The following is a 21,197-nucleotide window of genomic DNA, read 5'->3' on the forward strand; positions in this document are numbered from 1 at the left end:
TTAAATTGACATAAATTGTCCCCTCCCTTTGACCATCTTTTATATGATGGTCTTATTTTTTTATTTTCTTATCCCTATTTCTCAGCAGAAATACCTGTTTCACAATTTTATAAAAACAACATTATTCACGGTGTCTTCGTATACGGCGGCTTATTAAGGGTATTGGCAAAAGAAAGTATTATTCGTTTCTTTAAACATTTCGGACCGGTAATGGCAATTGGATTTAGATTTAGTACATCTAGCTCTAATGCATCTCTTCCATTTGCTATGAAAACCGCACAAGAAAAACTTGGAGTTCCAAAAGCGATAAGCTCTTTTGTACAACCACTAGGTGCAACGATTAATATGGATGGCACTGCCATTATGCAAGGTGTGGCAACTGTATTTATCGCTCAAGTGTACGGAGTTGAACTTACATTAGCACAATTAGCCATGGTCGTATTAACTGCCATACTAGCTAGTATCGGCACTGCTGGTGTACCAGGTGTTGGACTTGTAATGCTTACGATGGTTTTAAATCAAGTAAACCTACCAGTAGAAGGTATTGCTTTAATTATCGGTATTGATCGCATCCTAGATATGTCTAGAACAGCTGTAAATATTTCCGGTGATGCAATTTGCGCAATGATTGTCGCAAAATCAGAAGAAAAATATAATACGGATCAATCGGCAGCATCTTAAATCAAAAAAGGAGTGAATTATTTCACTCCTTTTTTGATTTGCTTCCTTTTTTCGAACGATATTCTTTTCCTTTGTTATCATTACCTGTTTCAAATTCAGTACTAAACTCCTGCTGGAATTGCCCTGATTTCGGTGAACCTTGATTTCCGCTACCTTTACTACCATTACGATTCGTCATATTTCTGCCTCCTTCCTTTACTAGTAGTATGGTACATATTTTCTTTTTTATAATCTTTTACATACGAAAGAAGACCTTCCCTATATAAGGAAGGCCTTCTTTGTCATTACGTAAGCGTTTTCTTACTTTTAATTATTTAAATAAGTTTTTTAGAAATAGATATCATTATATTCATTTCTTCTTCTGAAAGTGCGGAGAATCTTTCTTGTAAATATTTCTTTTTCTCCCCTTCCATTTTCGCAACTAAATCTTTCCCTTGTTCTGTAATCTCCAAATATACAACTCGGCGATCTGACGTAGAGCGTGAACGAGTTACAAAACCTTTATTAATTAATTTTTCTGTAACAGCTGTAATATGACTATTCGACACATTTAACTCATTAGCTACACGTGATACCATTTCTTTATTCGCACGATTTAATATTCTAAGGACGATGAACTCATTCCACGGTATGTAACCACCAAATATTTTTCCAATATCATTACGCAACGCGCGGAACATAGCAAAAACATTTGTCGATAGTTCTTCCATTAATTGCTCTCTATTTTGAGACAACTTTGACAGCCCCTTTTATTTCATTTAGTTAAATAAAAACCTTATTAATAATTTTACATGAAATCTTACTTTTTGTCACCTTATTTTCCCATAATTCGTAGTTTTTTAATAGATATTTCATGGTACAATGAAATTGATTTTCCAGAAAAAGGAGTTGAGATAATGAGTGAAGAAGACAAATTTTCTAATCTCAATCTAAAAGATAAGACTATTATTATTAGTGTTGTTATTCTTATTCTCATTATATTCTTTGCATTTATATTCTTTGTATATGTAGGAATCTTTCAAATTACAGGTATAGAATATTCATCAAGAACAGCTCTACTACTCTTTTTTTTACTTATTCTTTTATTAGATGGTATTACATATTTTATATTCATTTTCTTTAAAGTTCTCCTACATCCAATGATGACAAGTATGCCCAATTGGCTCTCACTTGCTCTTCTCGCTATAATTGAAATTACGTTAGATTGGTTTGTCATACATACTGCCGATGACTGGATAGAGAGTGTACAAATGTCCAACATAGCTGAATTTTGTTTCGCACTATTCCTTTACACACTAAATAAATTATTTAGTGATAAGAAAGAGTAAGAATACAAGCTTTTCTATATAAAAATTGGTACAATAAAAGCAAATCATACTAAAGAGGTGTTACTTATGAACTTACAACAATGGGCTGATAAAGGTATGTCCTTTGATACATATGTGAATGAAATGAAAGTAAATCAATACGAGCTACTGCACATTTACAATAACTTTTTAATTCCAAATGAATTACTTCCTGTATTAGAAGAACACCAAAATGATGGCTGGCGTGTTATCGTATTAACAGCTGATTGGTGTGGTGACGCCCTTTTATGCGTACCTGTTATGAAACGAATTTCTGAAGTTGCAAATATTGATATGTCATTATTAATTCGCGATGAAAACTTAGAATTAATGGATCAATATTTAACAAATGGAACAGCACGTGCAATTCCAATCTTTATTTTCATTGATAAAGATGGAAATGAACAAGCCGTTTGGGGACCACGCGCTCCAAAAGTACAAGAATTAGTAACTTCAATGCGCGCTACACTGCCTGAAAAAGAAGATCCAACATTCGAGGAAAAACAAAAAGAAATGTACGCTAATTTCCGTGCTACATTAGCTGATGATACTTCTCTTTGGGAGCATGTTATGGAAAGCATGATTGAAAAAGTAGTAAAATAAAAAAACATGCCGAATTCGGCATGTTTTTTTTATTAAACAAAATTATAATCCTTTTTTCTGAGAATATACAGCATCTACGCACTCTGCTAAACGTTCCATTTCACCCATGTATATTCCACGTGTCATCCATCCAGTCAACTTGTACATAATCTTATATAAAAAATTCTTCGGTTCAAATTCTACGATTAAAGTAAGCGATGTACCTTCTTCATCCTCTTCTAACATATAAGTTGCAGCTGTATAACCTTGCTTCATCTCACATCCAACTGAAACGATATACGGTTCATCATACTCTAAAATTTCCGCCTCAAATTCATATATTTTCTTCCCCATCTTTTGCACAGATATATATTTGTCACCTTCACGAGGGTTTTCAACATCTATATTTGAAGGATACCTATTTTCTACCATAAAGGTACTCCATTCTAGTATTTTCTCGTCATTGTGTACATAATCAAATACAACATCAATTGGTGCTGGAATTACTATTTCTATTGCAAAACTCACTAAATTGCCCCTCTCAAATACCCTATCGCTTTTCTTAAAATTATTATAACGAAATCATTATGCCATATTTCACATGGTGAAATACAAGTAATTGAAGGTAAAAGTTTCATTTTTCTCTCGCTATAAAAAAACCCCCTATAGAATAGACTTTTTTTCAAATGTCTATTCTATAGGGGATTGCTGACAATTTATTCTTACATAATGAAGAAATAGAATACCGCAGCTAAAACGAAACGGTAATAAGCGAACGGTGTTAGTTTTACACGCGCTAATAATTTTAAGAATGAAACGATTGCAAGCAACGCAACAACAAATGCTGTAATAAATCCAGTTGCAAATAACGTTATATCAGCCGAGCTTAATATATCCCAGCTTTTAATTAAATCTAAGCCACTTGCAGCTACCATCATTGGCACCGCTAAAATGAACGTATATTCAGCTGCCGCTGTATGCGAAACGCGAGCTAACAAACCACCACTTATTGTCGATCCAGAACGAGAAAATCCTGGCCAAAGTGCTAAACATTGGAACATTCCAATTGTAAATGCTTGCTTATATGTGATTTCATCTAACGTTCTTGCTGTACTTGGTTTTGAAAACTTCTCAGCAACAATCATTAAAATACCACCAGCTACTAAGCTAATAACAACCGGTCCTGGACCGAATAAAACTTCTTTAATTGTACTATGGAATAATACACCCAGAATTCCGGCAGGGATCATCCCGATAATAATATGTAATAAATTTAACGATGGTCCATCCGTTACTTTCCCTATTCCAACCAATGACCATAAACGCTTCCAAAATATAACAACAACTGCTAAAATCGATCCCAACTGAATAACAACTTCGAAAACTTTCGCTCTATCGTCTTCAAATCCAATTAAGTGTCCTGTTAAAATCATATGTCCTGTTGATGATACTGGTAAAAACTCTGTTAAACCTTCAACAGCACCCATGATTAATCCAATTAACCAATCAGCCACAAGTAGTGCCTCCTTAATAACGAATATGTAATTTTTTTCACACCTTATCATAATACCTTATCCCTTTTCAAAGTGCATCCTTTTTTTATTGATTTCATCTGTTGTATACGCTTATTTCTTTTCTATTTTTTGATTAAATTGTATGATAATAAGAGTTTGTTTTTTACGTTGAAAGGGGATTTTATGAAAGAAACTACTTCATTCTCACAAAAGTTAAAGCAATTTTTATTACTCTTTTTCCCAATTTTTGTAACGCAAATGTCATTATTTGCGATGAGCTTTTTTGATACGACAATGTCAGGACATGCAAGTCCTATTGATTTAGCGGGGGTTGCTATCGGAACAAGTATATGGCTTCCCGTTAGTACCGGCTTAACCGGAATTTTAATGGCTACTACTCCTATTGTTGCACAGCTCGTTGGATCAAAGAAAAAGGAGGACGTTCCCCACATTGTCATACAAGCAGTATATTTAGCAATTTGTGCTAGTTTCGTTGTTATCCTTATCGGATTCTTCGCTGTTTCACCTATTTTAAATGGCATGCAATTAGAAGAACCTGTGGAACGTATTGCAGCACAATTTTTAAGTATTATCGCGATTGGAATTATCCCTTTATTTACTTACACCGTCTTACGTGGATTTATTGATGCATTAGGAAAAACTCGAACAACGATGATTATCACATTACTATCATTACCAATTAACGTAGTATTAAATTACTTATTAATTTTTGGTCACTTTGGTTTTCCAAAACTCGGTGGTGTTGGTGCGGCAATCGCTTCTGCAGCAACATATTGGTGTATTTTAATTATTACAGTCATTATTATTCGTACGAAAGAGCCTTTCGCTTCTTTCAATATCTTTAAACAGTTATACCGCCCTTCCTTTACGAGCTGGAAGGAATTCCTGAAGCTTGGCGTCCCTATCGGATTTGCTATCTTTTTTGAGACGAGTATTTTCGCTGCAGTAACACTTATGATGAGTAATTTTAGTACGACAACAATAGCAGCACATCAAGCAGCTATGAACTTTGCTTCCTTGTTATATATGACTCCTTTAAGTTTAGCAATGGCAATGACGATAGCCGTTGGATTTGAAGTTGGAGCAAAACGATACAATAATGCAAAACAATATGGATTTATCGGAATTGGATTAGCTCTTGCTTTCGCTCTTTTATATTCAATCCTTCTTTATTTCTTTGATGATGAAATTGCTTCTATTTATACGACAAATGCAAATGTCCACCATTTAGCAAAAGAATTTCTTATCTTCGCGATTTTATTTCAAATTTCAGATGCGATTGCAACTCCAGTACAAGGAGCACTTCGTGGTTATAAAGATGTAAATGTTGCCTTAATTATGACATTGATCGCCTATTGGGTAATCGGTCTACCTCTTGGCTACATATTAGCAACTTATACTGATTGGGCCGCAAAAGGGTATTGGATCGGCCTTATTATCGGTCTAGCATTTGGAGCAATCTTCCTGCTTATCCGTCTCTTTCAAGTTCAGAGAAAATATACTACGCAAAACAGCCGCTAATGATATAGCGGCTGTTTTCTTCGTGCATATTTTTTCTTGTAACGTGTAACATAATGAAAAAGAAAGGTGGATACATATGGACGAAAAACAAAAGAAACAATCATTCGATGAAGAATTCGCCCCTGAAATTTCACCTGGATATCGGCAAGATGTACATAAGCCACCTAAATATAAAAACACTTCTTTTTTAATGGGCATTACCATTTTCGCAGCCGTATTACTCGTACTCATCATTTTCGTTTATTTTTAATGGAAGGCGGTCTATTATATGAAGAAACAAGATTCTAATCGTTCAAAAAGAACTGTTAAAACAGAAAAAGGATATGCCGGGGATTCTGTTCATACACTTAAACAAGTTGAGCAAGGAAACTTATACATTGCTCAAAAAGAACTTGGGCAACAAAATGAAAATCTTTAAAGTCCCTCTTCTACTAGAGGGTTTTTTATCGTACATACTGCTTTTGCTCCAACACCATAAATATATTATTAACCTTTACAATTTTCATATCATAATTTCATTTCACTTCTCTTACCATTTTTAGTACCAACAACGTGCGCTACAGCATGATAGGAAAAACTCTCATTCGTCATTTCACGTATCTCCTCGTTTTCGGAATTTATACTCTAAATTCCGAAAACGATTTGGATAATAATTTTTCATTAATTGTTCATGCCCTCTATTTATAAATAGCTCTTCGCTTTTTATCTTCACATCTTCTTTATTATCAAACTCAAACACTGATAGTTGCGCTGTCACAAAGTGTTCTCCTATCATTTTCACTTCTTTATCAGTTAAAATTTCTATACCCTTGTTCTTTATTTCCTGATTTAACTCGTACTGATCTATCGGTTTAAAAGTAGCAAAAACTGTCTCTTATATGACCAAAACAAACCAAAAGCGATACATATAGAAATGATTAACATTCTTTTCTTCGTAATACACACCAACCTTCCTTCAAATTATAATTATAGATCACGAAAAAGAAAGAAGATTCTGATATTATAAAGTGGAATAATTTAACTTTCAATTAGAAATGAGGAGTGACTATGAATTATTACAAGCAATATATAAAACAAGCCCTGCCTGACCTTTCTATACATTCATATAAGCAAAATGAAGAAGGCTGGGATAATATAGCGGTTATTATAAATGACGATCTACTCTTTCGTTTCCCGCGAAGACTTGAATATGCAAACCGAATTCCGTTAGAAAAAGAACTATGCACCATTATTTCTCATTCATTACAAAGAATCGAAATTCCTAAGTATCACCTATTGTATAAGAATGATTGTGATACTGTTCCATTTTGTAGCTATTATCCTCTCATTCATGGTAAACCGTTAAAAACTGAAATAGTTGCCAAGTTAGAGAAAAAAGAACTTGAAGTAATTATTACACAGTTAGCCACTTTCCTTGCGACTTTACATAGTATTCCTTTAAAACGTGTTGAAACGCTGGGATTCCCTATCGAAAAAACACTTACCTACTGGAAAGAGCTACAAACAAAATTAAATCAATATCTTACTAACAGTTTTACTTCATTACAGAAATCAGCGTTAAATTGTTTATTCGAAAACTTCTTTGCCGATATAGCTAAATCTACCTTTCAAAATACAATCATTCACGCTGACTTTACACATCATCACATCTTATTTGACAGCCGAAACAAAACCATTTCAGGAGTTATCGATTTCGGTGATGCTCAAATTGGCGATCCTGCTTTTGATTTTGCTGGACTATATTATGATTTCGGACGTGAATTTACTACATCTGTATACGAACAATACAGTACACTTAGTTCTCATCCTGATCCATTACTCATTCACCGCGTCACTAGTTTTTATCAATACAGCCCTTTACTACATAACCTTATTTATAACATTGAGACAAATAACGAAATAGAATTAAATGCGAGTGTAAAACAACTGAAAGCGATATTACAGGGCCGAGATTAAATTCTCTCCCTATATTCTTTCTCCTCATACATCATTAACTTTTTATCCATTTCAACAATGACTTTATACAATTGAAACGCTTGTAAAATTTGCAGTTGAATCCCAAAAGGAGCATTCTGTTCTTTTAACCATTGAAATACTTTCGTTTCATCTTTCATTGATTATTCCTCCCTTTATTAATCTGCTACAAATATACGGTAAATGATGAAAAGCTTTTCATGTCAATAACAAACAAGGATGCAAATTTGCATCCTTTAATGTACGATATTTTTCTTCTGCTTCGCTTCTTTCTTTACTTCTTCCCTTTGGCATTCACTACGAAACGCACAACTCATACACTCAGAACGAAAATGACGCTCTGTATAGTGCTCAGGTTGCTGCAACATTTCTTTCATTCTAGATAAATCAGCCATTCCAGTTATAATATCTTCCTGTTTTGGAATGTACTCATACTTAGTTCCTTCTATTAAATTAATAACTTCAATTTTTCCTGGAAGAATGCCGAAAGCTTTATAGCTGAATACTGTCATTAACTTTTGACAAAGAGCAAGCATTTCCTCATCCGCATCGACAACATACTTTTTAATTACAAACGACTCAGTACTCCACTCACCAACTTCTAATGTCAATGACATGTGGACACCTAACTCTTCCATATATGTTTGAAATTTTTCATATAAAAATAACGGCGGTGTCTGACTATCATCTCTTTCAACAAACTGTAATAAGTGATCCGTTAACTTCGCTAACACAATATAATACTCCGTCTTTGAAGCAAACATATTAATCCTTACCTTTTTCCAATACTTTTCTATTAATATTAAAAGTACGATTTTCGTTTGTTGGCCCGCAGGTAGTGTGTAATATTCATTAATAATTCGATTCACAATCATTTGTGCGATTTGTTGCCATTCAAATGAAGAAGGTTCTCTTCTTTTTATATGACGGAAATAAAATTTATGCGGACAACGCATAAAATCATACAAATGATAATCTGTCATCGTTTTGATTGCGATTTTCTCATGCACTTGCTCTTCATCTCCCTTCTGCCATTAAGAAAGGTGTTTTACAAATTCAGCTCCAAACTGTAAACATTTTTCTACATCTTCATCTTCTGGCGTTAATTCTACTTTTAGTCCTTCTAACACAACTGCAGCTCCGCGCTCTTGTAGCTTTTCTATTAAAATGTCAACCGCCACGCCGTATTTCGGATAAGCCGAATCACATGACCCGAATACTGCGGCTTTTTTCCCATTTAAATCAATAGAATCCATTGCGTCATAAAAATCTAAGAAATCATCAGGAAGGTCACCATCTCCCCAAGTATAAGCACCTAAAATAATTCCATCATACTGTTCTAGTATAGAAGCTTCTGGTGAATCCATAATATCGATAACTTCAATTTCATTTTCTGTTTCACGAATTGCACCCGCAATATGATCAGCCATTTCCTCTGTATTTCCACTCATACTTGCAAAAATCATTACTAACTTACTCAACTGAATCTCTCCTTTTACCTTGTATCTCTTTTTCTGTTGGAAGCGGACTCTTCTCATCTACATATTCAGAACGAATTACATTTCGTTGCCATTCCATATGCTGATCAACATCTTTATTTTTATCTTTTAATCCCCTCCGCAGAAGGTGAAATTTTTTTCTCATTAACATGTCTCATCCATCCTATTGATAATAATTATCAATTTCAACTACCCTTAGATTAATTGACAGTGATTATCAATGTCAATAACTATTTTTAAAAAAATGATGAAAATGTACAAGCTTGTCCGTTAGCTATTCATATACTATAAATGAGCATAGTTCTTTCTCAGCCCTCTCTGACGGAAAGAAATAAAAGCAACTGCGATAGAGCGCAGTTGCCTTTTTTTATACTTTTCTATGATTTTAGTAGTCTTATCGCTGTCTCTAAAAATAATTCCACTCCATAAATTAAAGCTGATTCATCTACATCAAATTTCGGATGATGATGCGGATAACAAGTATCTACCTTTTCATTCCCCGTCCCCAATTTAATGAAGCAACCCGGTGCCTTTCTTAAATATGCTGAAAAATCTTCTCCTCCCATAGAAGGTTCAAGCTTCACAACACGCTCATTCCCAAACAAATATAGTGCACTTTCTTCTACTACTTTCGTAATATATTCATCATTAATAACCGGATCATATCCGTATCGATACGTATATGTATACTTTCCTCCATGTGCCTTTGTAATTCCTTTCACGATTTGCTCAATTTTCTCTTCTGCTTCTATTCTTAACGCTTGATTAAAAGAACGCACAGTTCCCATTAAAGTTGCTGCATTAGGAATAATATTATCAGCCATTCCCCCATGAAACTGCGTAACTGAAACAACTCTTTGCATGAAAGCACTTGTATTTCTTGATACGATATGTTGTAAATTTGTAATAATCTGCGCTCCGATAGCAATAGGATCTATCGTTTCTTCTGGCCTCGCCGCATGCCCTCCTTTCCCTTGAATTTCAACTGTAAATACGTCTGGTGCCGCCATCATCGGCCCATACGCAATTCCGATTTTCCCGCTCTCGAGTCCTGACATAACATGTAAACCTATTACATAATCAACACCATCCATCACACCTGCCTCAACCATTTCTTGTCCCCCGCCGGGATACACCTCTTCTGCATGCTGAAAGAAGAGACGAATCTCACCTACAAAATCTTCCTTTATATTTGATAGCACCTCTGCTGTACTTAACAAAATAGCTGCATGAGCATCATGTCCACATGCATGCATCATTCCTTTATTCACAGACGTATAAGATTTTCTTGTCTCCTCTTGAATTGGTAAAGCATCTATATCAGCTCGAATCGCAACTACCTTCCCTTGTCCCGTCCCTCTTTTAATTGCTAGTACACTATATTCCGTCGGTCTCGTTACTTCTAAAGAAGAAAATGAGCATAATGTTTCATATATAAATTGTGAAGTTTCTTTTTCATGAAATGATAATTCCGGATATTTATGAAAATGCTGTCTCCATTTAATAATGTTTTCTTCTGAAATAAGATCCTTCCACATCCTCTTCATCAGAAATTCCTCCTCTTATGAAACTTTAACAATTCATGCATTAACTATGAAGAAACTCAAACAAATATTACATTTCTATACATTCTCCCAGACCACTTTTATACATTCACACAATCCACTTCCTATTTACATGTCAAACTCGTTACAAATTCATGCTGAATGTAATATAATTGCTAAGTTAGGGATTTTCTTTTTTAGTATTTAGTGCTAATATCAGAAAAGAGCCTTTTGTCTTATTTTTACCTAAAATGTGGAATTTTGTTTTTTTCACAATAATGTAGGACATGATACCTACAAAGAGCTATTATTTCATTAAGAGAGGGAAAGACATGGAAAGATTAAAAGAGATATGGTCTCGACCACTCACACAATGGGTTGCAAAGACGGTTTATTACCTTGCAATTTTATTTGCATTACTTTGGTTGTATGGATTCCATGATACAAACACAAGTACATTTATTTACAATGAATTCTAGGGTGGGAACGTTATGAAGTTATTAGAACAAATTGAAAAGTGGGCTGCAGAAACGCCTGATCAAACCGCTTTTGTTTGGCGAGATGCGAAAATTACGTACAAACAATTAAAGGAAGATTCTGATGCGTTAGCACATTGGATTTCTTCTGAGTATCCAGATGATCGTTCACCAATCATGGTGTATGGACATATGCAACCTGAAATGATTATTAACTTTTTAGGATGTGTAAAAGCTGGACATGCTTACATTCCTGTAGATTTATCTATCCCAGCTGATCGTGTACAACGTATCGCTGAAAATTCTGGTGCGAAATTACTTTTATCAGGAACAGCAGTAACTGTAACTGATTTACCAGTTCGCATCGTAAGTGAAGACAACTTAAAAGATATTTTCTTTACTCATAAAGGGAACATTCCAAATCCTGAACATGCGGTAAAAGGTGATGAGAACTTCTACATTATTTACACATCAGGAAGTACAGGTAATCCGAAAGGGGTTCAGATTACTTATAACTGCCTTGTTAGCTTTACAAAATGGGCTGTAGAAGATTTCAACTTACAAACAGGGCAAGTATTCTTAAACCAAGCACCTTTCTCATTCGATTTATCTGTAATGGATATTTACCCATCATTAGTAACAGGTGGTACACTTTGGGCAATCGATAAAGATATGATTGCACGTCCAAAAGACTTGTTTGCTTCTTTAGAGCAATCGGATATACAAGTATGGACTTCGACACCATCTTTCGCAGAAATGTGTTTAATGGAAGCATCTTTCTCTGAGAGTATGCTACCAAACATGAAAACATTCTTATTCTGCGGTGAAGTATTACCGAATGAAGTGGCTAGAAAATTAATTGAGCGTTTCCCGAAAGCTACAATTATGAATACGTATGGTCCAACAGAAGCTACTGTCGCTGTAACAGGTATTCACGTTACAGAAGAAGTGCTTGATCAATACAAATCACTTCCAGTTGGCTACTGTAAATCAGACTGTCGCCTTCTTATTATGAAAGAAGATGGCACGATTGCACCTGATGGTGAAAAAGGTGAAATCGTAATTGTCGGTCCAAGCGTAAGCGTTGGATATTTAGGAAGCCCTGAATTAACAGAAAAAGCATTTACTATTATTGACGGTGAGCGCGCCTATAAAACAGGCGATGCTGGCTATGTTGAAAATGGTCTTCTATTCTATAATGGTCGTCTTGATTTCCAAATTAAGCTTCATGGTTATCGAATGGAATTAGAAGAAATCGAGCATCATCTTCGTGCGTGTTCTTACGTAGAAGGAGCAGTTATTGTTCCAATTAAAAAAGGTGAAAAATACGATTATTTATTAGCGGTTGTTGTTCCTGGTGAGCATTCATTTGAAAAAGAATTCAAATTAACATCTGCAATCAAAAAAGAACTCAATGAGCGTTTACCAAACTACATGATTCCACGTAAATTCATGTATCAATCTTCTATTCCAATGACACCAAATGGAAAGGTAGATCGCAAAAAATTATTGAGTGAGGTTACAGCATGACCGCGTATGGATCATTTTATTTTTTCGCTATAGTGGGCATTTTATTAATACCTACTATCATAGCTGGATTAAAAGGTAAAATGTTGCGTAAATATAATGCCTTTTTAACATTATTAATGCTTGTTATTATCTTCTCTGATAAACCAAAGCAAGCAATAATGTTAGCCGCATTTATTATTTGGCAATATGCCCTTATTAAAGGCTATTTATTATTAAGAAAACAAAATAATAGTACATCTAGGTTTTATATAGCTGTTATTTTATCGATTTTACCGCTTATTTTGGCAAAAGTCGCACCGTTTGTACCTGAGCTAAAGTTTGTCGTATTTTTAGGAATGTCCTATGTAACATTTAGAGCAGTACAAATGGTATTTGAAGTTCGTGATAATTTAATTAAAGAGCTTTCCTTCTTTAATTTTTGGGAATTCGTTTTATTCTTCCCGGCTATCTCAACAGGACCTATCGATCGTTACCGCAGATTCCAAAAAGATATTCAAAAGCCACCTAGTGCAGAAGAATATCAAAACTTACTATATACAGGGCTAAACCGTATTTTCCAAGGTTTCTTGTATAAATTTATTATTGCTTACTTAATAAAGCAATATTTTATGGATCCGGCATTCGCTCAACAAGATACAATCCTATCAAATATGATTTACATGTATAGCTATAGCTTATATTTATTCTTTGACTTTGCTGGTTATAGCTCATTTGTAATTGGTGTAAGTTATATGATGGGAATTAAAACTCCAGAAAACTTTAATAAACCATTTATTAGTCGTAATATTAAAGACTTCTGGAACCGTTGGCACATGAGTTTATCATTCTGGTTCCGTGACTTTATTTACATGCGTTTCGTCTTTTTTGCAACGAAGAAAAAGCTAATTAAAAACCGTTACACAATTTCGTATATCGGTGCATTTTTAAACTTTTTCATCATGGGAATATGGCATATTACTGGTGAGCATGTGTATCAATACATTATTTATGGTCTTTATCACGCTGCCTTGTTTATCTTGTTCGATATTTTCGAACGAAAAAACAAGAAGCATAAGTTTTGGCCAAATAATAAATTTACGCATGTCCTTGCAATTGTAATTACGTTCCACGTTGTATGTTTCGGTTTCCTAATCTTCTCTGGACACCTTAACAGATACTTTTAATGCACCCTTCTTATTCCATTAAGAAGTTGCACATATAATATATTCGGATATAAAGGAGATTTTAAAAATGGCAGAATTCAAAGAGCAAGTATTAGATATTTTAGAAGAAGTATGTGAAAACGATATTGTGAAAGAAAACTTAGATGTTCAATTATTCGAAGAAGGTATTCTTGATTCTTTCGCTGTAGTATCTTTATTAGTTGAATTCCAAGAGCGTTTAGATATTGAAGTGTCTATTTCTGATTTTGACCGTGATGAGTGGGCTACACCAAATATGGTTATTAAGAAGTTGGAAGAAATCCGATGAACAAAGCAAAATTTGGTCCGATGCTTTTAGCATTGGCCCTTTTTGCTGTATTCTTACTTATTCCGACGCGCTTCCTACTTCCACTTTTAAGTGATGAGAAAGTAGAACAAGCTGCGACTTCTTTAAAAGAAGAAAAGATTCAAAGTATGATTTTACAGCAAAAGATGTTAGCAGATCCGAAATATCTTCCGATGTACGGTTCATCGGAATTCGCACGTATGGATGCTTTCCATCCATCAAATTATTTCAAAGTAAAGCCTGAAGGGTTCACACCATTCCTTCTTGGACGCGGCGGAACACAAGACCTTGTACACGTATTAAACTTTGCATCTACAATGGATCAATTGAAAGACAAGAAAATGGTATTCGTTCTTTCTCCGCAATGGTTTGTGCCACAAGGTATTGATGAAACACACTTTGCACCTAACTTTTCAAAACAACAAGGCTATCACTTGCTTTTCAATGATGACTTAAAGCCTGAGATGAAAAAACAAATTGCAAAACGTTTACTAAACTTTGAGATCGTTAAGAAAGAAACTTTACTTAAAGTTTCGCTTGAAGGTATCGTTTATGATGATACAAAGCATAAAGTAAAAGCACTTGCTGCTAAACCTTTCGCTTATATTTATCGTAACATTTTAGATCGTAAAGATTTATTTACAGCAATGTTTGATATTAAACCGCATAAAGAAAAACTTGACCCTTCATTAAAACAAATGAACTGGGAAGAGGCTCGTAAACATGCAGATCAAACGGGCGCAGTAGAATCTGGATCGAACGAATATGGTATCGAAGATGATTACTTCAATAGCAAAATTAAGAAGAAATTAAAGCAACGTGAAGGTTACTTAAAAAATGATGCTTATGACCAATCACCAGAGTATGAAGATTTACAAATTGTACTTGATTTATTAAAACAATCTGGTGCAAAACCACTCTTCATTTCTGTTCCTGTAAAAGGTCCTTGGTATGATTACGCTGGCTTCCCGAAAGAAAAACGCGAATTATACTACAATAAAGTTCATGAACAAATTAAGAAATCTGGCTACCCAATTGCTGACTTCTCAAATCATGAATATGATAAGTACTTCTTAAAAGATCATATGCACTTAGGTTGGAAGGGCTGGGTTTACATCGACGAGGCCATCCAACAATTTTATAAAGCAAACTAATGAAAAGACCGCTTGAATTATTCAAGTGGTCTTTTTCTATATACATTTTGTAATTGTTCAATTACGTTCTCCGCTTCATTCATGACACGTTTCACTACGTGCTGAGCTGGCTCTATTCGTGCTAATGATGATGCTTGTCCCGCCCAAAGCGACATGTACTCTTCCTTATTTTGCTTCGCTGCTTCTTGGCGTATTTTAGAAGTTAATACATTTTGTACTGGATACATCGGGAGCTCTTCTTCTTTTTCTTCATGTCTCTCTATAAATTCATTACGAATACCCCGTGCATATTTCCCGGAAAACGCACGGGTTACAGTTGTACTCGTATCTGTACTTTGTAATACGGCCTCTTTATATGCATCATGTGTAATACTTTCTTCACTCGTTAAAAAGGCTGATCCCATTTGAACAGCTTCTGCCCCTAACGCAAATGCCGCAACAAGCCCTTGCCCATTCATTACACCACCTGCTGCAACAATCGGGATATGAGGTACCGCTGCTACTATTTGCGGAATTAGCGCGAACGTACCAATCATAGCTTCACGCTCTTTCCCAATAAACGTCCCTCTATGCCCTCCTGCCTCGCTACCTTGCCCGACGATAATATCAACCCCTAACGCGGCAAGTACTTTCGCTTCTGCTACATGGGTAGCTGTTCCGATAACTTTTATCCCTCTTTTTTTTAATTCATCTATTTCTTCTTTTTCTAATGTTTGAAATGCAAAACTAACGACCGGTACTTTTTCCTCTAATAATACTTGTAATTGCGCTTTATAGCTTTTCGGCAGCTTTAGTACCTGCTCTCCCTCTATACCTAGTTCTCTATTCACCGCTTCCAGTAATACGTTCGCCTCTTTTACCTTTTCTTCTTCTATCTTTACCTCTTTTGTTACAAGTAAATTAACACCAAATGGTTTATCTGTTAACTCCCTTATCTTATAAATAGCTTCACGAATTTGTTCTGGGCTCATATAGCCAGCTCCAAGCGTACCTAATCCTCCGCCATTACTTACAGCGGCAACGAGATCTGGCTTTGTAATGGCACCTGCCATCCCCGCTTGTATGATAGGATTTTTCACTTGTAATATTTCTGTAACTCGGCTTGTAAACATCATTTTCCCTCCTACTTTCCTTATACCTTCTTTATATGACATACTTTCCCCTTCTTTTACAAGGATTGAACCATCGCTACGCGAATATATTGAAAGAGAAGGAGGGAATACAATGATTTATCCAAATGCATTAAAACAAGGTGACACTGTAATGGTTATCGCTCCATCAGGCCCACCAACACCCGAAAATGTTTTAAAGGGCGTGAACGTATTAAAAGAGATGGGATTATCCGTAATAATTGGAAAGAGTGTTTATGGAAAATATGGATATTTAGCTGGAAGTGATCAAGTTCGTCTTGATGATATACATGAAGCATTTACAAATACTGAGGTCAAAGCCGTCTTTTGTGCACGGGGTGGTTACGGAAGCGCTCGCCTTCTCCCTTACATTCAATATGAAATTATTCAACAGAATCCAAAGATTTTTTGGGGATATAGCGATATTACGGCTTTGCATACCGCCTTTTTACGTTATGCGGAGCTGGTTACTTTTCATGGTCCAATGATTGAAGAATTAGGCAAAGGTATAGATTCTCTCTCTTTATCTTCTTTCAATCAACTTTTCCATCCGTATTCATCTATCTTATATGCATCAGAATGTATCGTACCTAACTCTCCATGTACAGTTACAGGCACATTAGTTGGAGGGAATTTAACTGTATTAACAAGTATAATTGGCTCGCCCTATGAGATAAATACGGCAAATAAACTTTTATTGCTTGAAGATATTGGTGAAGAACCATACCGCATTGACCGGATGTTAAATCAACTACTTTTATCTGGACAGTTTAATGAATGCAGTGGCGTTATTTTTACAAGTTGTCACGACTGCACCTCTTCTAAACCATCCCAATCATTGCAAACAATATTATATGAGTATTTCACACCATATAATATACCTGTGCTATTCGGTTTACCAATTGGACATATAAGCCCAAATATCGGTATTCCCCTCGGAGCTACAGCAACAATAAATACAAATAACAAAACTGTTTCTATTTCTACTGGTATAGCCACTCCATGTTCAAATTAAAAAGGAAAAGCTACTAAGCTTTTCCTTTTACTTATAATAATTAAAGATTCGTCCAGATGAGATATCTGCGATTTCTTCTGGAATAAATGTTTTACTCATATCTGTTCCAACATTTAATACAGCTGTCGCATCTTTCTCGATGCTACCAAATAATTCTTTTCCACGTATCGTAATAAGGGGTGTCCCTTCTGGCAACACATCTTTTACAAATTCCAATTGCGTAAAGAATGGAACGATCCATCTATCCTCTCCTTGGAAATGACGTAAACGAAGTGTGCCTTCTGTTGCTCCGTCCTCTGCTTCTAATGAACCAGCAACATAAAAATCAGTTGTTAAGAGCAATTCATAAAATTCCTTTTGCTTTTGTTTATCATCCCCTGCTAAAACGAGTACCTCTTCTATTTTTTTCACTGGAATTTTCTTCATATGATGACACCCCTATTTTCAAAATGATTATACTTAGATTATACGAAATATTCTTATTTTTTTCTACATAATTCCACAATTATTTTCTTAAAATAATTTCAAAGCCTCTTCAGTCGTAACAATTTTAGCAAATTCATCATGTAAGTTTACAAGTGCCATATTGTGAATGTCCTCTGCACTATACTCTATCCCGTCCAGACCTTTACGATTGAATGTAGCCGTCGCATCGCTCACTACATACGTTGTAAATCCTAAATTACCTGCCATCCGTGTTGTAGTCTCCACACAATGATTTGTTGTTAATCCTACAATCACTACAGTATTACATTTTTGCTCTCTTAATTGTTCTTCTAAATTTGTCCCACTGAACGCGCTATTAACGGATTTCCGGATTATTATTTCATCTGGCATTGGTTGCACTTCTTCTTTAAAGTTTACCGTTTCCACATATTGATAAAATATCGACTGGACATTTTCTTTATTTACATGTTGAATATGAAAAACTGGCAGTTTCCTTTTTCTCCATTCCTCTAACAAACTTTTCATATTTTCTTCCGCAAAAAAATTATTCCCCGTGCCCCAGTACGGCGAGTTGAATGCTTCTTGTACATCAATGATTATAAGTGCTACTTGATTAAGCATACTATCCTCCTATTTAATTGGGCTGTAATTGAAACAGAAAACCAAGTTGCTGCGACGCAGTAATAAAACAAATATACGCGCAAAGCTCTACAATTTCTTTTTCCGTCCAATATTGTTTTAAGACATGAAACATATTATCATCTATCGCCTTTCGGTCATGAACAAATGTATGCGCAAAAGTAACTGCTACACTCATTTCTTCTACCTTTTGCATATCATCAGGTCTTCCCTTTGCCATACAGTACGGACATTCATTCCCATACGCTAATGTTCGTCTCACTTGCTCCTTCAACTCTGCTGAAAGAGTTCCTTTATTGTACATTGTATCCTCTAACGCACTCCAAGAATGTAATATATCCGGATTATGACCTAATAACTTTTGAAACTTTGTATCTCCTACATTTGATAATGAAATCCTCTCCATCATTTCCCCTCCTATTTCCTTCTGTTTTATTGTAAAATAAATAAAGTTCACTTTACATTTCATATGAATCTTAATTTATATTTTTCCTTTACAAAAAATATCATTTTACTGGAGGTTTATTTACAAATGCAACTAGACCGTGTTGATCGAAAAATTTTAAATGAATTATATAATGATAGTCGTCTTTCCATGCGCGAATTAGCAAAGCGAGTAAACTTATCCGCTCCGTCTACCACAGAACGTGTTCGTAAACTCGAAAGTGAAGGCGTTATTCAAAAATACACAATCGATATCGATTATAAGAAAGCAGGACTTGTTTTAGACTGTATTTTAGAAATCACTTTAAAAAATGGTGATACAACACGTATGCAACAGTTTATTCAGTCTTATCCATCTGCAAGTTTTTGTTACCGAGTAACAGGAAGCTTATGCTATATTGTAAAAATTTCTGTTCCTTCACTCGTAGAACTTGAAGAATTTATTAATGATGTTTCTTCATATGCAACGACAGTTTCTCATATCGTATTATCAGAAGTAGCTCTTACTCCGGATATTGAACATATATTCCCAGAAGATTAATTTATTTTTATTCATAAAATATTGAAAAACCCCTTACAATAAGAATAAAAATAATATATTATGTATTAAAATACATAAAGTTCGAGAAAGGGGCTTTACATTGAAAATCTGGTTTTATGAAAAAACGGCACAATTAGATGACTTGCTTGGTATTTGGGACAATGTTCCGACCATCCCTCGAATTGGTGAAAAAGTTGAACTTCTAAAAACAGTTCGGATCGTTACAGATATTAAATATGTAAAGAACGGTAATAATTTTCGTGTAGAGATTATTACAAATTAAAAAGTAGCTCTTTAGGAGCTACTTTTTAATTATCTATTATACGCTTTCTTTATAACAATTTTATCTTCTTCTACAGAAACTGTTACATAATCATTTTCTTCTAACCGAAGCTTATTTACAGCTTCATCAGGCAGTTCTACAGCCATCAATCTATCTGTTACTATCACTTGGCTATATATTTCATTTTCTTCTGATGTATTCTCCACTTTTTCTTCATTTATGAAACGAAGCGGTGGCACACCTACTTCTTTTACCGTACGCCATTGTTTCCAAATGTAAGGGATTAACCAAAGTAATCCAACAATCACAAGTCCAATGCCAATCCATAAATTACTTTGTGCCTGCAATTCCGCAATTGAGATTGTGTCACTTCCATCTCCACTTGCCAATTGCATACTCGTTGCAATCAAATTATTTAAAGCATGCACAGCAATATTCGTCCATATACTTCTTGTCTTTATGTATAGAAGGCACATAATAACACCGAACATGAAAGCACCGATAACATCAAAATGTCCTAGTCCAAAAATAAGAGAGGATATAATAACCGCTCGTTTAATCCCCCATTTGTATGCCATTCGTTGTAAGAAAAACCCTCTAAAAATAACCTCTTCCATTATTGGGGCTAATACACATGCTGAAATGAAAGTAAATATAGTCATATATATGTTACTCGTATTAATTACATTTCCATCTTCTAACATAGTAACTAAGAAATTAGGTACAGTATGTGCTAAAATATAAAATTGAATTTGGGATATACCGACTGAAAAAATCATTCCCATTATCGTTGCTAATACAATTAACCCCCAATGTAAACGTCCCGGTTTATCAAAAAAACTTTTAAAAACAACATTATTTTTACTTGTTTTTAAATATAGCCACAATAGTGGAAATACGAAAAATATTGATATTTGTGACATGAACTCTATCGTATTGTCAGAAACACCAGATAAACTTAATGGAATCATCGTTAGGAACATCCCTATAATCATCCATCCAAAAAAACTACGTAACCTTATACGTGAAAATGCATATTGCATATTAAACACCTCCAAAGATAGTAAAAATAAAGTGAAACTTTAATCAGTAGGGGTGTTCTTCATCTCCCACTGATTATCAGCCCTCACCAATCGGGCTTTTACGGGCAGTTGATCCCCCACCTAACTTCTTTTCTTTCGCTGAATTTTGAGGTGAGGATCTTACTGCCCACAAATAGCGGGATAAATGGTCGGATAACTAAATTATAATATGAATATAGTTGAAAATCTTCCTATTTTTCTCAAATGTTTTCAAACAACATATCTCTTAAAATATATAGTACATTTTATTTAAAATACCGTATTACTGTTCTTCCAGTTGAAATCT

General features: G+C 34.8%; 28 protein-coding genes and 2 pseudogenes. 15 read left to right on the forward strand and 15 right to left on the reverse strand.

What is annotated here, in order from left to right:
- Window positions 1–120: 120 nt before the first annotated feature.
- Window positions 121–681, forward strand: a pseudogene (locus Q3V31_RS04330) (dicarboxylate/amino acid:cation symporter); the annotation flags it as partial.
- 22 nt (window positions 682–703) lie between these two features.
- On the opposite strand, the gene Q3V31_RS04335 reads toward Q3V31_RS04330, so the two are convergent.
- Window positions 704–859 (reverse strand): hypothetical protein, encoded by a 156-nt coding sequence (locus Q3V31_RS04335; protein WP_000184933.1) that lies wholly within the window; start codon window positions 857–859, stop codon window positions 704–706.
- A 136-nt stretch (window positions 860–995) separates the two neighbouring features.
- Entirely contained in the window at window positions 996–1,415 is a 420-nt protein-coding gene (locus Q3V31_RS04340) for a MarR family winged helix-turn-helix transcriptional regulator (RefSeq protein ID WP_329762566.1), read from the reverse strand.
- 162 nt (window positions 1,416–1,577) lie between these two features.
- Between Q3V31_RS04340 and Q3V31_RS04345 the strand changes: the two genes are divergently transcribed.
- Both Q3V31_RS04345 and Q3V31_RS04350 read left to right on the forward strand, forming a co-directional pair.
- The gene (locus Q3V31_RS04345; RefSeq protein ID WP_097871667.1) at window positions 1,578–2,009 is read left to right on the forward strand and encodes a regulatory YrvL family protein; all 432 of its coding nucleotides are present in this window, start codon (window positions 1,578–1,580) and stop codon (window positions 2,007–2,009) included.
- Window positions 2,010–2,042: 33 nt separating this feature from the next.
- A complete protein-coding gene (locus Q3V31_RS04350) occupies window positions 2,043–2,630 on the forward strand; it encodes a thioredoxin family protein (RefSeq protein WP_141435188.1) in 588 nt (195 codons plus the stop codon).
- Between the two features lie 42 nt (window positions 2,631–2,672).
- On the opposite strand, the gene Q3V31_RS04355 is transcribed toward Q3V31_RS04350, so the two are convergent.
- Both Q3V31_RS04355 and uppP read right to left on the reverse strand, forming a co-directional pair.
- Window positions 2,673–3,137 carry an SRPBCC family protein gene (locus tag Q3V31_RS04355; RefSeq protein ID WP_000006431.1) on the reverse strand — a complete coding sequence of 155 codons (465 nt, stop codon included), beginning with the start codon at window positions 3,135–3,137 and terminating at the stop codon, window positions 2,673–2,675.
- Between the two features lie 194 nt (window positions 3,138–3,331).
- Entirely contained in the window at window positions 3,332–4,123 is a 792-nt protein-coding gene (gene uppP / locus Q3V31_RS04360; RefSeq protein WP_000796259.1) for a bacitracin resistance undecaprenyl-diphosphatase, read from the reverse strand.
- A gap of 183 nt (window positions 4,124–4,306) precedes the next feature.
- On the opposite strand from uppP, the gene Q3V31_RS04365 reads away from it, so the two are divergent.
- The 3 genes from Q3V31_RS04365 (at window position 4,307) to Q3V31_RS04375 (ending at window position 6,083) form a co-directional block, all read left to right on the forward strand.
- A complete protein-coding gene (locus Q3V31_RS04365) occupies window positions 4,307–5,665 on the forward strand; it encodes an MATE family efflux transporter (RefSeq protein WP_000665540.1) in 1,359 nt (452 codons plus the stop codon).
- A gap of 76 nt (window positions 5,666–5,741) precedes the next feature.
- Entirely contained in the window at window positions 5,742–5,915 is a 174-nt protein-coding gene (locus tag Q3V31_RS04370) for a hypothetical protein (protein ID WP_000343684.1), read from the forward strand.
- Window positions 5,916–5,933: 18 nt separating this feature from the next.
- Window positions 5,934–6,083 carry a hypothetical protein gene (locus Q3V31_RS04375; protein ID WP_000743737.1) on the forward strand — a complete coding sequence of 50 codons (150 nt, stop codon included), beginning with the start codon at window positions 5,934–5,936 and terminating at the stop codon, window positions 6,081–6,083.
- Window positions 6,084–6,108: 25 nt separating this feature from the next.
- Here the strand turns inward: Q3V31_RS04375 and Q3V31_RS04380 are convergent.
- Window positions 6,109–6,589, reverse strand: a pseudogene (locus Q3V31_RS04380) (biotin transporter BioY).
- Between the two features lie 123 nt (window positions 6,590–6,712).
- Here Q3V31_RS04380 and Q3V31_RS04385 point away from each other — a divergent pair.
- Entirely contained in the window at window positions 6,713–7,621 is a 909-nt protein-coding gene (locus Q3V31_RS04385) for an aminoglycoside phosphotransferase family protein (RefSeq protein ID WP_001110362.1), read from the forward strand.
- On the opposite strand, the gene Q3V31_RS04390 is transcribed toward Q3V31_RS04385, so the two are convergent.
- The 5 genes from Q3V31_RS04390 to Q3V31_RS04410 form a co-directional block, all read right to left on the reverse strand.
- Entirely contained in the window at window positions 7,618–7,779 is a 162-nt protein-coding gene (locus Q3V31_RS04390) for a hypothetical protein (RefSeq protein WP_000651091.1), read from the reverse strand. The genes Q3V31_RS04385 and Q3V31_RS04390 overlap by 4 nt on opposite strands.
- Window positions 7,780–7,875: 96 nt before the next feature.
- Window positions 7,876–8,649, reverse strand: coding sequence for a hypothetical protein (locus Q3V31_RS04395; RefSeq protein WP_000544552.1), 774 nt, complete (start codon window positions 8,647–8,649; stop codon window positions 7,876–7,878).
- Window positions 8,650–8,673: 24 nt separating this feature from the next.
- Window positions 8,674–9,120 carry a flavodoxin gene (locus Q3V31_RS04400; protein WP_000041145.1) on the reverse strand — a complete coding sequence of 149 codons (447 nt, stop codon included), beginning with the start codon at window positions 9,118–9,120 and terminating at the stop codon, window positions 8,674–8,676.
- Window positions 9,113–9,289 carry a hypothetical protein gene (locus Q3V31_RS04405; protein ID WP_000929010.1) on the reverse strand — a complete coding sequence of 59 codons (177 nt, stop codon included), beginning with the start codon at window positions 9,287–9,289 and terminating at the stop codon, window positions 9,113–9,115. Before Q3V31_RS04405 ends, Q3V31_RS04400 begins: the two co-directional genes overlap by 8 nt.
- 226 nt (window positions 9,290–9,515) lie before the next feature.
- Window positions 9,516–10,685 (reverse strand): amidohydrolase, encoded by a 1,170-nt coding sequence (locus Q3V31_RS04410; protein WP_000827668.1) that lies wholly within the window; start codon window positions 10,683–10,685, stop codon window positions 9,516–9,518.
- 329 nt (window positions 10,686–11,014) lie between these two features.
- On the opposite strand from Q3V31_RS04410, the gene Q3V31_RS04415 reads away from it, so the two are divergent.
- The 5 genes from Q3V31_RS04415 (at window position 11,015) to dltD (ending at window position 15,330) form a co-directional block, all read left to right on the forward strand.
- On the forward strand, window positions 11,015–11,161 hold the full coding sequence (locus Q3V31_RS04415; protein ID WP_000440293.1) for a teichoic acid D-Ala incorporation-associated protein DltX: 147 nt from the start codon (window positions 11,015–11,017) through the stop codon (window positions 11,159–11,161).
- Window positions 11,162–11,173: 12 nt separating this feature from the next.
- Window positions 11,174–12,688 carry a D-alanine--poly(phosphoribitol) ligase subunit DltA gene (gene dltA, locus Q3V31_RS04420; RefSeq protein WP_000770509.1) on the forward strand — a complete coding sequence of 505 codons (1,515 nt, stop codon included), beginning with the start codon at window positions 11,174–11,176 and terminating at the stop codon, window positions 12,686–12,688.
- Window positions 12,685–13,851, forward strand: a complete 1,167-nt coding sequence (dltB, locus tag Q3V31_RS04425; protein ID WP_000127920.1) for a D-alanyl-lipoteichoic acid biosynthesis protein DltB — start codon at window positions 12,685–12,687, stop codon at window positions 13,849–13,851. Before dltA ends, dltB begins: the two co-directional genes overlap by 4 nt.
- A gap of 67 nt (window positions 13,852–13,918) precedes the next feature.
- Complete coding sequence (gene dltC / locus Q3V31_RS04430; protein ID WP_000807310.1) at window positions 13,919–14,158, forward strand: D-alanine--poly(phosphoribitol) ligase subunit DltC; 240 nt, start codon at window positions 13,919–13,921, stop codon at window positions 14,156–14,158.
- Window positions 14,155–15,330 (forward strand): D-alanyl-lipoteichoic acid biosynthesis protein DltD, encoded by a 1,176-nt coding sequence (gene dltD / locus Q3V31_RS04435; RefSeq protein ID WP_329762573.1) that lies wholly within the window; start codon window positions 14,155–14,157, stop codon window positions 15,328–15,330. The genes dltC and dltD overlap by 4 nt, the downstream gene beginning before the upstream one ends.
- Before the next feature lie 17 nt (window positions 15,331–15,347).
- On the opposite strand, the gene Q3V31_RS04440 is transcribed toward dltD, so the two are convergent.
- Complete coding sequence (locus tag Q3V31_RS04440) at window positions 15,348–16,484, reverse strand: NAD(P)H-dependent flavin oxidoreductase (RefSeq protein ID WP_329762574.1); 1,137 nt, start codon at window positions 16,482–16,484, stop codon at window positions 15,348–15,350.
- A 70-nt stretch (window positions 16,485–16,554) separates the two neighbouring features.
- Between Q3V31_RS04440 and Q3V31_RS04445 the strand changes: the two genes are divergently transcribed.
- Window positions 16,555–17,475, forward strand: coding sequence for a S66 peptidase family protein (locus Q3V31_RS04445; RefSeq protein ID WP_097871660.1), 921 nt, complete (start codon window positions 16,555–16,557; stop codon window positions 17,473–17,475).
- A gap of 27 nt (window positions 17,476–17,502) precedes the next feature.
- Here Q3V31_RS04445 and Q3V31_RS04450 read toward each other — a convergent pair whose 3' ends face one another.
- From Q3V31_RS04450 to Q3V31_RS04460, 3 genes are all read right to left on the reverse strand, one after another.
- Window positions 17,503–17,901 (reverse strand): SseB family protein, encoded by a 399-nt coding sequence (locus Q3V31_RS04450; RefSeq protein WP_000723762.1) that lies wholly within the window; start codon window positions 17,899–17,901, stop codon window positions 17,503–17,505.
- Window positions 17,902–17,988: 87 nt separating this feature from the next.
- Window positions 17,989–18,543, reverse strand: coding sequence for a cysteine hydrolase family protein (locus Q3V31_RS04455; protein ID WP_097871658.1), 555 nt, complete (start codon window positions 18,541–18,543; stop codon window positions 17,989–17,991).
- Between the two features lie 13 nt (window positions 18,544–18,556).
- Window positions 18,557–19,030 (reverse strand): carboxymuconolactone decarboxylase family protein, encoded by a 474-nt coding sequence (locus tag Q3V31_RS04460; protein WP_052662179.1) that lies wholly within the window; start codon window positions 19,028–19,030, stop codon window positions 18,557–18,559.
- A 63-nt stretch (window positions 19,031–19,093) separates the two neighbouring features.
- On the opposite strand from Q3V31_RS04460, the gene Q3V31_RS04465 reads away from it, so the two are divergent.
- A complete protein-coding gene (locus Q3V31_RS04465) occupies window positions 19,094–19,546 on the forward strand; it encodes an Lrp/AsnC family transcriptional regulator (protein WP_001175507.1) in 453 nt (150 codons plus the stop codon).
- 100 nt (window positions 19,547–19,646) lie between these two features.
- On the forward strand, window positions 19,647–19,829 hold the full coding sequence (locus Q3V31_RS04470; RefSeq protein ID WP_000707108.1) for a DUF3913 family protein: 183 nt from the start codon (window positions 19,647–19,649) through the stop codon (window positions 19,827–19,829).
- Window positions 19,830–19,858: 29 nt separating this feature from the next.
- Here Q3V31_RS04470 and Q3V31_RS04475 read toward each other — a convergent pair whose 3' ends face one another.
- A complete protein-coding gene (locus Q3V31_RS04475) occupies window positions 19,859–20,872 on the reverse strand; it encodes a CPBP family intramembrane glutamic endopeptidase (protein ID WP_001198828.1) in 1,014 nt (337 codons plus the stop codon).
- Between the last annotated feature and the right edge of the window lie 325 nt (window positions 20,873–21,197).

The organism is Bacillus nitratireducens (assembly GCF_036320425.1).
Taxonomy (GTDB): domain Bacteria; phylum Bacillota; class Bacilli; order Bacillales; family Bacillaceae_G; genus Bacillus_A; species Bacillus_A nitratireducens.